Source organism: Pseudomonas sp. P4_D7, from assembly GCF_056401755.1.
This window is the reverse complement of sequence record NZ_JBFUIR010000046.1, coordinates 35,445-48,982: the sequence shown is the minus strand read 5'-3', so window position 1 is coordinate 48,982 and position 13,538 is coordinate 35,445. Positions and strand designations below refer to the sequence as shown.

At 61.2% G+C, this 13,538-nt stretch carries 10 protein-coding genes; 7 read left to right on the top strand and 3 right to left on the bottom strand.

Translation table 11 applies throughout. The features are described from left to right. Positions 1-200: 200 nt before the first annotated feature. Positions 201-1,244, bottom strand: coding sequence for a methyl-accepting chemotaxis protein (locus AC1DVF_RS23600; RefSeq protein ID WP_407047287.1), 1,044 nt, complete (start codon positions 1,242-1,244; stop codon positions 201-203). A gap of 954 nt (positions 1,245-2,198) precedes the next feature. Beyond that, a complete protein-coding gene (gene gcbA / locus AC1DVF_RS23595) occupies positions 2,199-3,869 on the bottom strand; it encodes a diguanylate cyclase GcbA (protein ID WP_093430251.1) in 1,671 nt (556 codons plus the stop codon). A gap of 425 nt (positions 3,870-4,294) precedes the next feature. Here gcbA and AC1DVF_RS23590 point away from each other — a divergent pair, with 425 nt between their 5' ends. The 7 genes from AC1DVF_RS23590 to AC1DVF_RS23560 all read left to right on the top strand — a co-directional run bounded on the left by AC1DVF_RS23590 (position 4,295) and on the right by AC1DVF_RS23560 (position 11,961). Continuing rightward, positions 4,295-5,362, top strand: coding sequence for a DUF2333 family protein (locus AC1DVF_RS23590; protein WP_016984927.1), 1,068 nt, complete (start codon positions 4,295-4,297; stop codon positions 5,360-5,362). A 3-nt stretch (positions 5,363-5,365) separates the two neighbouring features. After that, complete coding sequence (locus tag AC1DVF_RS23585; RefSeq protein WP_093430252.1) at positions 5,366-5,923, top strand: NUDIX hydrolase; 558 nt, start codon at positions 5,366-5,368, stop codon at positions 5,921-5,923. A 284-nt stretch (positions 5,924-6,207) separates the two neighbouring features. Further along, entirely contained in the window at positions 6,208-6,579 is a 372-nt protein-coding gene (locus AC1DVF_RS23580; protein WP_007914613.1) for a translation initiation factor Sui1, read from the top strand. Between the two features lie 219 nt (positions 6,580-6,798). Next, complete coding sequence (gene speA / locus AC1DVF_RS23575; RefSeq protein WP_093430253.1) at positions 6,799-8,712, top strand: arginine decarboxylase; 1,914 nt, start codon at positions 6,799-6,801, stop codon at positions 8,710-8,712. A 233-nt stretch (positions 8,713-8,945) separates the two neighbouring features. Then, the gene (locus AC1DVF_RS23570; protein ID WP_477783222.1) at positions 8,946-10,289 is read left to right on the top strand and encodes a type VI secretion system Vgr family protein; all 1,344 of its coding nucleotides are present in this window, start codon (positions 8,946-8,948) and stop codon (positions 10,287-10,289) included. Then, the gene (locus tag AC1DVF_RS23565) at positions 10,286-11,080 is read left to right on the top strand and encodes a DUF4123 domain-containing protein (protein WP_093430255.1); all 795 of its coding nucleotides are present in this window, start codon (positions 10,286-10,288) and stop codon (positions 11,078-11,080) included. The genes AC1DVF_RS23570 and AC1DVF_RS23565 overlap by 4 nt, the downstream gene beginning before the upstream one ends. A 17-nt stretch (positions 11,081-11,097) precedes the next feature. Then, positions 11,098-11,961, top strand: coding sequence for an alpha/beta hydrolase (locus AC1DVF_RS23560; protein WP_460089734.1), 864 nt, complete (start codon positions 11,098-11,100; stop codon positions 11,959-11,961). Here AC1DVF_RS23560 and AC1DVF_RS23555 read toward each other — a convergent pair. After that, positions 11,955-13,304 carry an MATE family efflux transporter gene (locus tag AC1DVF_RS23555; RefSeq protein WP_477783221.1) on the bottom strand — a complete coding sequence of 450 codons (1,350 nt, stop codon included), beginning with the start codon at positions 13,302-13,304 and terminating at the stop codon, positions 11,955-11,957. The two genes, AC1DVF_RS23560 and AC1DVF_RS23555, sit on opposite strands and share 7 nt — an antisense overlap. Positions 13,305-13,538: the final 234 nt, after the last annotated feature.

Sequence of the window (13,538 nt, the reverse complement as noted above, 5' to 3'; positions counted from 1 at the left end):
CTTGAAGGGCTCACCCAGAGGCGCAGGCTTGTTCCTATCGTCGGTCTAGCCAGATGCATTCTTTATCGGCGCTTGGGTGAAAGGAGGAGGGGCGAAATCTCCCACGGTCTGTACTGCGTCAACAGTCAGAATCGAGCCTTGTCCCTCCTCCTCCCTTCAAGTCCTACCATACAAGCGAGCCTGCTCGCGAAGGCGGTTCATCAGACGCGAAATGCCTGAACGGCCGTATGCAGTTGCCCGCCCAATACCAGCAGATTCTCACCCTGCTCACGCCCGCGGCCGATACGCACCAGATTATCCCCACCCAACTGATGAATCCGCTCACTGTGATCGCGAATCTCGCTGACCGCGCCGCTCTGCTGCGCCGTGACGTCGGCAATGCGGATCGCCGTGTCGGAAATGGTCTGGATCGCGCCGACGATTTTATCCAGCGCACCATCCGCCGCTTGCGCCTGATTGGCCGTGGCTTCGGCGTGCTCGACCTGCGCGCGCATGCCTTCAACCGATTGACGAGCAGCGGTTTGCAGGCCGGCGATCAGGGTTTGAATCTCGGCAGTTGCGCCGGCTGTACGTTGTGCCAGCGAGCGCACTTCTTCAGCCACCACGGCAAATCCTCGACCCATTTCCCCGGCACGCGCCGCTTCGATCGCCGCGTTAAGCGCCAGCAGATTGGTTTGATCGGCAATCGAGCGAATCACCGTCAATACGCCACCAATGGTCGCTGACTCCTCGGCCAGATGCTCGATCATTTGCGCGTTGCCCTGAACCTCACCGACCAGCGCGTGCAGGCCGGTGAGGCTTTGGCCAATCACGGTCTGGCCGTGCTCGACCGCCAATCCGGCGTGACGACTGGCATCCGCTGCCTGCTGTGCATCGCCAGCGACCTGCTGAATCGTCGCCTCCAACTCGCCGAGTGAATCGCGGATCAGCGCGGTGTCACCGGCCTGATGTTCGGCGCCGTTGTGCAAGTCGTTGCTTAGTTCGGCGAGTGTGCGACTGCTGCCTGCGACTTGTTCGGCATTGCCGCGAATTGTCCCGACCAAATCCACCAGGTAGGCACGCAAGCGATTGAGCGAGGCCTCGATGTCGTGCAGTTCACGGTTGGTTTTGCCCAAATGAATGTCGCGGCTGAAATCGCCTTCGGCCCAGTTCGACAGCGCCGGAGCGAGATTGGTCAGCGTGCGGGCCAGCCGCCGCTGCAAGGTGTCGATGAGCAACGCAATCAGCAGAATCAAGCCGATCATCACGCCTTGCATCAGCCGCACTTCGCCTTGAATTTGCCCGTGCTGCGCGCGCACGACCGGCTCAAGTCCGGCGATGGCCTGCTGCACGGCGGCGATTTTCTGGTGGGTGGCGGTGCTGAGGTCGGTGCGTTTCTGGATCTGATCCCGTGTGCGTGCCAGCTCCGCCGGATAGCGTCCGAGCAAGCTGTTGAGCTCACGTTTGAGCCCGACACCGGCGTCTTCGGCAACGGCTTTTTCGCTGCTCTCGATGCCCATCAGCGCGGCGAAATCGTCGCTGCCCGATTCATTGTTGGCGACGACGCCGAGCAAGGGCAGGGCATCAATCACTTGAGCTTGCGAGCGGATATTGGTGACTTCGCGCTCAACATCGGCGGCCAGTTCACTGCGCCCGCTGCTGACCAGTTTGTCCCGCGCCAGTGACAGCTTGCCCAAGTGCTGCGAAGCGACGAGCAACGGCGTCAGATAAGCCGCATTGCCGTTGGCGTAAGTGCTGAGCTGATCGAGGCTGGCGCTCAGTTCGCGCTCTGCCTGCAACAGCAAGGCCTGCGGGTCGCCCGCCAGTTTGCCGGCAGCGAGCAGGTCGGTCTTGCTGAATTCATCAAGGCCCGACAGGCTCGGGCGCAGGGTGTCGGCCAGCGCTGGCGGCAATTCGCCGAGTTCTTTCTGCAAATTGTCGATGGCCTGACTGGCACTGCTCAGGCGCAAGGCRTCGCCGCTGGCGAGGTAATCCTCGACGTTGCGTGCCACCTCGTTCTGAAATTGCTGCGACAGCCCCAGATAACGCTCCATCAACAGATACGGGCGCTCAAGGGCTTTTTGCGACCACCACAGCGTCGCGCCGAGTGCGAGACACACGGCGACCAACAGCAGGGTATTGAGATTGGTGAGCAACTTCAGGCGCATGACGGCTACCAACGGCAGAAATGGTAAGCGCCTGAATTTATTGCGGTTCTGTTACAGGGTTATGACCGAATCAGTGGAATCCGATGAAAAAGTGGCACTTTGCTTTGAGTCGCGCGCGGTCTGCACGCGATTGCGTCCGGCGCCCTTGGCGCGGTACAGCGCCTCATCGGCCTGACTGGCCATCATCAGGCTGTCGCAGTCATCGTGCATTTCCACCACGCCGGCGCTGAAGGTGCACCACAAATCCTGCGGCTGCGCCGGGTAGTGGATTTCAGCGAAGCGCTGGCGGATCTCGTCGAGCACTTTGTGCGCGGCCTCTATATCGGTGTCGGGCATGACGATGGCGAATTCTTCGCCGCCGTATCGGCCAATGAAATCGGTTTTGCGCAAACGCTGCTTGAGAAACAGCGCGAGGCTCTTGATCACCCGGTCGCCCATCGGGTGGCCGTGGCTGTCGTTGACCCGTTTGAAATGGTCGATGTCGAGCATGGCAAAGCTCAATGGCTTGTTCTCGCGGCGCGCGCGGAACGAGCAGTCTTCGAGCAATTGCAGAATGTGCGTGTGGTTATACAGACCGGTGAGGCTGTCGCGGACCATCCGTGCTTTGAGATTGCGCGCGCGGGCGGCGCGGTTGCGCACGGTGGTGATCAGGTGGCGCGGCTTGATCGGTTTGGTCAGGAAGTCATCGCCGCCCTCGCTCATGGCGTCGAGCTGCTTGTCCAGATCGTCCTCGGCCGACAGGTAAATGATCGGCACGCTGACATAGCGATCGTTGTGGCGAATCACTTTGGCCAGTTCGGTGCCAGTGCAGGCTGGCATGTACATGTCGAGGATGATCAGGTCGGGCTGGAAATCGGCCAGTTCCGCCATCGCCTGAATCGGTTCGATCAAGGTCCGCGTGACGATGCCGGCGCTGTTGAGCAGGCGCTCGGTGTGCAAGGCCTGTGCACGCGAGTCGTCGATGATCAGCACTTTATAAGGTTCGTACTGGGCGACGCAGGTGAGGACTTCTATCTTTTCCAGCAGGCTCGACGCTTCGAGGGTGCCGGTGAGGAACTCCTGGCCGCCGGCGCGCACGGCGGCGAGACGGGTTGGCGTGTCGGTTTCGTGCAGGCTGAAGAACAGCAGCGGCAGCGGTTCTTCCAAACCGACCTGGGCCTCCGCGGCGAGTTTCAGGCCGATGCCGGCACCGCTGAAATCGACGTCCATGACGATCGCCGCGGGCAGGCGCTCGACCATCGAGGAGCGAAACGCCGACACACTGTCCAGCGCCTGCGCGCTCAGACCGAAGAATTCCAGTTGTTTGGCCAGGCGTTCGGCGCGGTCGTGATCTTGCAGCATCACATAGATCGGTTTGCGCAGCGGTGGCAGGAAAGTCTGGTCGAGTTGATCGCCATGGCGCAGGCCGGTGCGTGACAAGCGCTGCATCAAGCGATTGAGGTCGGTGATCAAGCCACTGCTCAGGCGACCGCGATTGGCGTCCACCGCTTCCAGCGATTGGCTGATATGGCGCGCAAGCTGCGTGTGTTCGGGCTGTTCGAAGCGCTCGGCAAAACGCAGCAGGCGCAGGTTGGCCTCGCTCAGTTCGGCGAGATCGACATTGGACCACTCAGTGCGTTGCAGGCGCTGCCATATCTCAAGAATCTGACGTGCCTGATGAATTACCCGCTGGGCAAAGTGGTGCTTGAGACGCTCACGGCTGGGGTCTTCTGGCTCGGTCATATCCTGACTACTAGTTAGGCTGCATGCTGAGATCGACTGGTGGCTCTATGCTAGCACCTCTTTTCCCTTACACGAGTGTCGTACGTCAATAATCTGCAGTGCGTCACCATTCAGTTTCTGACCGGGCGGTTTTGTTTTTGACCTGAGTGTCTGACAAGTCCCCGTAGGCCGGGCACTCACTGACTAAGCTGGGTGATCAGGATGACGGCGCAGTCGTGCTTTTATCCGTGCAGTGAATGACCTTTGCGATGGTTTTCAATCCGATGGGCTGAAGCATGGGCATCGGGGATTCCCTTAGTCATCGTCGAAGCGTCATTCGCCCATACGAATTGCGGCTTATCTTTACGCGCGGGTGCCCGGCCCCGGCACGTTGTTGTATGGTTGTGGTCGAACCGTTGAACCCAAGTGATTGAAAGGATATCGCCATGCTGGACTGGAAAAACCGCGCGGGCAGCGCGCCTGAACGTGCCGCCGAACCCAAGTCGGCCACCCGCAGCTATGTTGGCGGATTACTGTTCAGCCGTGCATTGGCCACGCTGATCGGCATCTACCTGCTGGTGACCATTGGCCTTGGCTGGTACTGGAGCCAGGAGCCGGCGCTGTTTCCGGTCGCACAAAACGCGCAAGTGGCGGCCGAGAAAGAAGGCAAGCAGATGGTGATCGGCTACACCACCGTCGAAACCCTGAAGACCGTTGCCGGCACCTTGCTCAACAAGCCGGGCGGCTACATTTCCAACGACCGCTTCCCGCCGGGCCTGTGGATGGACAACACACCAAGCTGGGAATACGGCGTGCTGGTGCAGGTGCGTGACCTGACCCGTGCCCTGCGTAAAGACTTTGCCCGTTCGCAGTCGCAGTCGGCGGAGGATGCCGATCTGGCCAAGGCCGAGCCGCGTTTCAACTTCGACAACAAAAGCTGGATCCTGCCGTCGAGTGAGTCGGAATATCAGGAGGGCATCAACTCGCTGAGTCGTTATCAGGCGCGCCTGTCCGATCCAACCCAGAAAAACGCGCTGTTCTATGCTCGCGCCGACAACCTGAACAACTGGCTGGGCGATGTCGGCACCCGTCTCGGTTCGCTGTCGCAACGCCTGTCGGCCAGCGTTGGCCGGGTCAAACTCAATACTGCGCTGAAAACCGAAGTGCCGGCGATCGGCGAAGTGCCGCAGGTTGACGAAGAAGTCGTCGAGACCCCGTGGATGCAGATCGACAACGTGTTCTACGAAGCGCGCGGTCAGGCCTGGGCGCTGTCGCACCTGCTGCGCGCCATTGAAGTCGATTTCGCCGATGTGCTGGCGAAGAAGAACGCCACGGTCAGCGTGCGTCAGATCATCCGTGAACTGGAAGCCTCGCAGGAGCCGGTCTGGAGTCCTATGATTCTTAACGGCAGCGGCTTCGGCGTGCTGGCCAACCACTCGCTGGTCATGGCCAACTATATTTCCCGGGCCAACGCGGCGGTGATCGATTTGCGTCAACTGCTCAATCAGGGCTGATTCATGAGCCAGAACGCCAAAGAGGCGGCCCATCGCGCCGCCTCGGATGCCGAACAGATCGCCTGGGTCGACGAGCAGGACAACCTGCTCGGCGCGCTCGTGCGCGCCGATTTGCGCGAGCGCGGGTTGATTGGCCGTGGCACCTACATCATGTTGTTCAATTCTGCCGGTGAGCTGTGCGTGCACCGGCGCACCTTGAGCAAGGCGATTTATCCCGGCTACTGGGACGTCGCGGCGGGCGGCATGGTCCAGGCAGACGAGACCTACGCCGAGTCGGCGGCCCGTGAACTGGAAGAAGAATTGGGCGTCAGCGGCGTCGAGCTGACGGCTCATGACCATTTCTATTTTGAGGACACCGGCAATCGCCTGTGGTGTTCGGCGTTTTCTGCCGTGTGGGACGGCCCATTGAAACTGCAACCGGAAGAGGTGCTGGAAGCGCGCTTTATTCCGGTCGAACAGGTGCTGCAGGAAATCCAGCAGAAGCCTTATTGCCCGGACTCTCTGGCCGCATTGAAGCGCTATCTGAAGGCGCAGCAAAGCGACGTCGCAAAGAACACATAAATTGGCGCCGATTGGCACTTAGCAATCGGGATTTTTGCCGTTACACTGCGCGACCTTTTCAAGCTGCACCGCGAGTGCTTTTTGTAGAAGCTGCCGCAGGCTGCGATCTTTTGATTTTTTGTTTTGGCGTCGAAATCAAAAGATCGCAGCCTCGTTTCACTCGACAGCTCCTGCATTTGGCGCTTTATCGGTGCAGTAGCGCTGCCCCTGCCTGAGTGGGGCTTCGCGGTCGATGACCTTGCCCAAGGTCGCGATCAGTCTTTGTCCTCCCGAGAGGATTGCCGGTGGCCAAAAAAGCCGCATCCTTCGCCGCCCTGGGCGGCCTGGTATTTTCCACCGACGCAGGTCGTCATTGCCCGGAATGCAGTAAGCCGGTGGACGCCTGTATCTGCAAACAAACCGTGATCCCGGCTGGCGACGGCATTGCCCGCGTGCGACGCGAGAGCAAGGGCCGTGGCGGCAAAACGGTGACTACCATCACCGGCGTGCCACTGGCCGAAGACGCGCTCAAGGAGCTGGCGACAACGTTGAAGAAACGTTGCGGCACCGGCGGCGCGTTGAAAGACGGAATCATCGAAATCCAGGGCGATCATGTCGAGCTACTCTTGGCTGAGCTGATCAAGCACGGTTTCAAAGCGAAGAAGTCCGGCGGCTAGCAGCCTCTGTGAAAACCACCTGCGGCTTGATCCGGCGCTGAAACACTTCAGATCCGGCGTCGTCTCCATGGTTTTCACAGAGCCTGTTCATGACCGGTTTCTAAACTCCACGCAGTCAGTGCGGTCTACCGCCGCGCTGACAAACCGTCATTTTCATTCTTTAGAATGCGCCGGCCTGAGATCAGGCGACGCACTATGACTTCTTTATAGGGGACTTCGATGTCCGTACGACGCACACGCAAAGACGATGGCAGCCAATGGACAGTTGCGGACAGCCGCAGTGTTTACGGGATTCGCCATTGGGGGGCCGGGTATTTCGCGATCAATGACGCCGGTCGCGTCGAAGTTCGTCCGAACGGTCCGAGCAGCTCGCCTATCGACCTGTTCGAACAAGTCGACCAACTGCGCAAAAGCGGTTTGTCCTTGCCGTTGCTGGTTCGCTTCCCCGACATTCTGCAAGACCGTGTTCGCCAACTGACCGGTGCCTTCGATTCGAACATCGAGCGCCTGGAGTACCAGAGCAAATACACCGCGCTGTACCCGATCAAGGTCAACCAGCAAGAAGCGGTGATCGAGAACATCATCGCCACCCAGGACGTCTCCATCGGTCTGGAAGCCGGCTCCAAGCCTGAGCTGCTGGCCGTGCTGGCGCTGGCGCCGAAGGGCGGCACCATCGTCTGCAACGGTTACAAGGACCGCGAGTTCATCCGTCTGGCGCTGATGGGCCAGAAGCTTGGCCACAACGTCTTCATCGTCATCGAGAAAGAATCCGAAGTCGGTCTGGTGATCGAAGAAGCCGCCTCGCTCAAGGTCAAGCCACAGGTCGGCCTGCGCGTGCGTCTGTCGTCGCTGGCGTCGTCGAAGTGGGCGGACACCGGTGGCGAGAAATCCAAATTCGGTCTGTCGGCAGCACAACTGCTGTCGGTGGTCGAGCGTTTCCGCGCGGCAGGCCTGGATCAGGGCATTCGCCTGCTGCACTTCCACATGGGCTCGCAGATCGCCAACCTCGCTGATTACCAGCACGGCTTCAAGGAAGCGATCCGTTACTACGGCGAGCTGCGCAATCTCGGTCTGCCGGTCGATCACATCGACGTCGGCGGCGGTCTGGGCGTCGACTACGACGGCACGCACTCGCGCAACGCCAGCTCGATCAACTACGACATGGACGATTACGCCGGTGTCGTGGTTGGCATGCTCAAGGAATTCTGCGACGCGCAGAGCCTGCCGCATCCGCACATTTTCTCCGAAAGCGGCCGCTCGCTGACCGCGCACCACGCCATGCTGGTGGTGCAGGTAACCGACGTCGAGAAGCATAACGACGAAATCCCGCTGATCGAAAACAAGGAAAACCTGCCGGAAACCGTGCAGTGGCTGGTTGACCTGCTCGGCCCGACCGACATCGAAATGGTCACAGAAACCTACTGGCGCGCCACCCACTACATGAGCGATGTAGCCGCGCAGTACGCCGACGGCAAACTGACCCTGGCGGAAAAAGCCCTGGCCGAGCAGTGCTACTTCGCCGTGTGCCGTCGCCTGCACAACTCGCTGAAAGCACGTCAGCGTTCGCACCGCCAAGTGCTCGACGAACTCAACGACAAGCTGGCCGACAAGTACATCTGCAACTTCTCGGTATTCCAGAGCCTGCCGGACACCTGGGCAATCGATCAGGTCCTGCCGATCATTCCGCTGCACCGTCTCGATGAAGAGCCGCTGCGTCGCGCGGTGCTGCAAGACCTGACCTGCGACTCCGACGGCAAGATCAATCAGTACGTCGACGAGCAGAGCATCGAAACCAGCCTGCCGGTACACGGTTTGAATGAAGGCGAAGACTACCTGCTGGGCGTGTTCCTGGTTGGCGCCTATCAGGAAATCCTCGGCGACATGCACAACCTGTTCGGTGACACCGACTCGGTGAACATCTACCAGAACGCCGATGGCAGCGTGTACCACGCCGGTATCGAGACCCACGACACCATCGAAGACATGCTGCGTTACGTGCACTTGTCGCCGGAAGAACTGATGACTCACTACCGCGACAAGTGCGCCAGTGCCCGCATCAGTGCCAGCGAGCGCACGCAATTTCTCGATGCCTTGCGTCTGGGCCTGACCCGCTCCTCCTACCTGTCTTCCTGAGGCCAGGTGGCGATCTTGCCGGGTTGTCTGAATTTTTCCTGAGCGTGGCGGAAAATTCGGATGATCCGGTGGGATATCTCCCAAAATCTTCGCGAAATCCATGGCATTCCCGGCCAGCAAAGTCATCCGGTCTGCTTTTCGCGTAGGTCATTTCCTAAGTTGTACTTCAGCTCTCTACTCGGCCATGGCTCTCGGCGAGAATCCCCGACCGCCCCTCCTGTAGAGATCCGCCCATGTTCGAACCAGTCAACGAGTCGTCCTTTCGTCTCGATGTAGCGGGCCTGTCCGACCCTTTCGAAGTCCTGGCCTTTACCGGTAGCGAAGCCCTCAGCGAATCCTTTGCGTTCGAGATCGATGTGTTGATCGACGATCCGCACCTGGATCTCGCCGGCCTGCTATACCGTTCGGCGTTCCTCTGTTTCGGGCTGTCGGGGGAGGGCGTGCACGGGCAATTGCAGAGCCTTGTCCAGCATGAACACGCAGAGGGTTCGAGATTGAGCCGGATCCGTCTGGGGCCGAAACTCGGTTGCCTCGCGCTGCGCTTCAGCCAGCGCATCTTCAGTGGCCGTTCGGTGCCGCAGATCATCGAACAAGTGCTCAGGGAGCACGGGATTGTTGGTGCCCAGCGCCGCTTCGATCTGTCCGGCGGCTACCCGGCCCGGACGTTCTGCACGCAGTACCGCGAGTCCGATTTGCAACTGCTCCAGCGCTTGTGTGCGCAGGCGCGGATTCACTACTACTTTGAACACGATCGCGACCGGCATTGCCTGGTGTTCGCCGATGATCCGGCGCAGTTACCCGTGGCCGGTACCGCGCAGTATCCGCGCGGGGACGACGGGCAAGATAGGTCACCCGCGTTGCGGCAATGGCAATTGCAAAGTGCAATCGGGAGCAGTTTATCGGGTGTGCAACGGGCTGAAGGCCAGAGTGAACTGCCAGCGTTGCGCAGCGGTCACTGGCTGCGGTTGGCCGGTCATCCCTTCGCTGAATGCAATCGGCCGTGGTTGCTCACACGCATTGAACATCGCGCCGATCCATCCCGTGAACCTCCCTACGTCAACCGCCTGTTCGGCACGGTGCAAGTGCCGTACACATCGGCTACAGCGTCATCGCGCCTGCGCATGCACAGCCTGCAACGGGCCTGGGTGGTGGCGGTCGATGAGCCGCAGCCTGACCGGATGCGTCCGGTGGCGGTGCAATTCGACTGGCTCTACCAGGGCGAAGGGGCCGCTCCGAGTCATTGTTGGCTACCGCTTGCGCCGTCCCTGACGCAGGTGTCCATGGCGGCGCTGAGCGAGGGTGTCGAGGTGGTGGTGAGTTTCTTTGAGGGGGATCCGGATCAGCCGATGATCAGCGGCGTGCTGCAGCCGCCATCCGCCGTTGCCGACACCGATGATGACCTGCCGTTGCCTCTGCCCAACAGCCTGGTGAGTGACGGCTTGCAGCAACTGCTGACTTGCGGTGAACCGTTGCTGCTGTTGTGCCTGATCCCCGGCGGCGGCAGTTTCAACCATTGCGCTCAATCGGTGTGCAGTTGCCGACTGGTCACCGCGCTTGAACAGAGCGGCGCAACATGAATGGCGCGGCGCTTGAGCCCATGGCGCAGTGGCTGTTGCTCGATGGCCCGGATGCACCGCAGGCCTTGCTGACCCTGCACCGGGCTTTTGCCGGTGTGCAGTGTTTCAGCCTGTTCGAAGGCACTGAGTTCGAACCGGTCAGCGAGCACGGCCCGGTGTTGATCGAGCTGCGTGACTGCCCGGCATTGGCCGCGTTGTGTCACAGCGACCCGAACACCTGGCGCGGGCTGTTGCTGAGCAGTGAGGTTGCGGCGCAACAACTGCTGAGTCACTTGCAGCGCATGCTCACGGTGTCGTTTGGATTGAACCACCGGGCTTTGCTCAGCTATTACAACCGGCAGACCGCGAGCTATTTTTTCGATGCCTGCGATGCCGCTGAGCTGAGCCGCTGGCTCGGGCCGATTCGTCAGCTGCGCTGGTTCGGTGGCACTTGGGCCGACCGGGCCATTGGCAGTCTGGGCTGGCAGCAGTTGCGCAACCCGGGGCTAGCCGTCGAGCCGCTGAGCATCGAAGAAAGCCTGACCCGGCGCCAGCGCGAACGCCTGCAAACCTGCTTGCTGGAGCAGCATATCTGGCGCTGGTGCCAATCGCTGGGAACCGATTACGCGACGATGGCCTCCCATGTGCATCAAGGCCTGACGCTGGGATTCAGCGACCGCACCGTGCTCGATGGCTGGTTATGGCTACGCTTGCTGCATCCGCGAGCCGTGCTGGTGCCACCGCCGGTGGGGCTGACCCAACAGCAGCGGCTTGACCATGTGCGGCGCCAGTGGCGCAGCGATCAGTCCTGAGGCGAGGTTCGGCGCGTATGGCAGGTTTATTCCGGCAAGGGTTGGGGATCGTGTTGCTGCTGGTGCTGGGCGGTTGTTCGCCGGTGCAGGTGCTCAATGCGTTGACTCCGGACAGCACGTACGCCAAAACCGTGGGCATCGCCTATGGCGACGATCCGCGGCAGAAGCTCGACGTGTATGTGCCGCATCAGCCGATGCCCGGCGCGCCGGTGGTGGTGTTTTTCTATGGCGGCAGCTGGAACAGCGGTTCGCGCGTCGACTACCGCTTTGTCGGCGAAGCGCTGGCGTCCCGAGGGATTGTTGCCGTGGTGGCGGATTACCGTTTGTATCCACAGGTGCGCTATCCGCTGTTCCTGCAAGACGGGGCGCGTGCGGTGGCATGGACCAAAGCGCATATCCACGAGTTTTCCGGCAACCCGCAGCGCTTGTATCTGATGGGCCACAGCTCTGGCGGGTACAACGCGGCGATGCTCGCGCTGGACAGCGAATGGCTCGCGGCGGTGGGCATGTCGCCCAGGGATGTACGAGGCTGGATCGGTCTGGCCGGGCCGTATGATTTTCTGCCGATCAAGAATCCCGAGGTGCGCCCGGTGTTCTTCTGGCCGGATTCACCGCCGCAGTCGCAGCCGATCAACCATGTCAGTCGCGGCGCACCGCCTGCGCTGTTGATTGCGGCAAGCCGGGATGATCTGGTCAACCCGACGCGCAACACCGGTGGCCTTGCGAGCAAGCTGCGCGAGGCCGGTGTGCCGGCGCAGGATTTGTATTACTCGCGGCCCAGCCACATAACCTTGGTGGCGACCCTGTCGCGGCCGTTGCGGCGTCTGGCGCCGGTGCTTGATCAGGTGGTCGGGTTTATCGCCCACACGCCGAGTCAGTGAACGCCGCCACTGAACCAGCCATCGTTGCGCTTGAGCCACCAGGCTTGCGCACCGAGGGTCAGGCTGCGCAACACCATAAACAGCAGAAAAGATATCCACAGCCCGTGATTGCCCAGACTTTGCAGCGCCCAGGCGAACGGCAATAACAGCACCACGGTGATCAGCATGCCGTTGCGCATTTCCCGCGCGCGGGTGGCGCCGATGAACAAACCGTCGAGCAGGTAGCTCCAGACTGCAATCAGCGGCAGCACGGCGAGGTAGGGCAGGTAGACGAACGCGGTGTCGCGCACGCTCTGGATGTCAGTCTGCATCTCGATGAACAAGTGCCCGGCCAGCAGGAACAGCATGGCGAAGCCGAGGCTGGCGATCAGTGACCAGCCGCCTGCCACCACCAGCGAGCGACGCAGGGCCAGACGATCACGGGCGCCGATGGCGTGTCCGCACAAGGCTTCGACGGCGTGGGCCAGACCATCCAGCGCATGCGCCGTCAGCAGCAAGCCATTGAGCAGCAGCGCGTTGGCGGCCACCGTCGAATCACCCAGTCGCGCGCCTTGTACGGTGATCAGGAAAAACACCGATTGCAGCGCCAGGCTGCGGATGAAGATATCGCGGTTGACCGCCAGCAACGGACGCCAGCTCTGCCAGACTTTCAGCGCCGCCCAGGCGATGTGCCCCGGGTACGCGCGCAGCGCCTTGCGGGTCAGCAGCAGGCCGAGCAGGGCGCCGCTCCATTCGGCGATCACCGAGGCCCGCGCCGAACCGACCACGCCCCAATCCAGGCCGATGACGAACCACAGATTGAGGACGATGTTGATCAGGTTGGTGGTCAGCAGAATCGCCAGTGGCGCCCGGGCATTTTGCGTACCGAGGAACCAGCCGACCAGCGCATAACTGGCCAGCGCCGCTGGCAGGCCGAACAGCCGCGTGTGGAAGAAGTCCCGAGTGAGCTGATCCAGCTCCGCCGACGGTTGCATGAAGTGCAACGCAACACTACTCAGCGGCACACCCAAAGTGCCAAGCACCAGTGCCAGTCCCATCGCCAGCAGCAAGCCCTGCAACAGAATCTGCCGCAACGCGGCACCGTCGCTGCGCCCGGCGGCTTGAGCGGCAAACCCGGTGGTGCCCATGCGCAGAAAGCCCATGGCCCAGGCGAGAAAGGTGTACAGGCTGGCACCGACCGCCACCGCGCCTAATTGATGGGCGTGGGGCAAGTGGCCGATAACGGTGCTGTCGACCAGCGCCACCAACGGTACGGAAATATTGGACAGAATCATGGGCGCGGCGAGTGCCCAGACCTTGCGGTGCGTCGGGCGGTCGCGCCAGTCGGCGATCAGAGTAGACATGCGGGCTCCTTGGGGGAGCGGGGATTGTAACGATTCATGGAGGATTTGCTGTGTCTGACAGAAACAACCCCCTCACCCCAGCCCTCTCCCAGAGGGAGAGGGGGCCGACCGAGGTGTCTGGCGTCATCCATCGACCTGAGAGAATGTGCCGATTATGGATTCGCTGAAGCTCGCTCAAGTCGGTGTAGCTCTTGAATATCCCCCATTCAGTCCCCTCTCCCTCCGGGAGAGGGC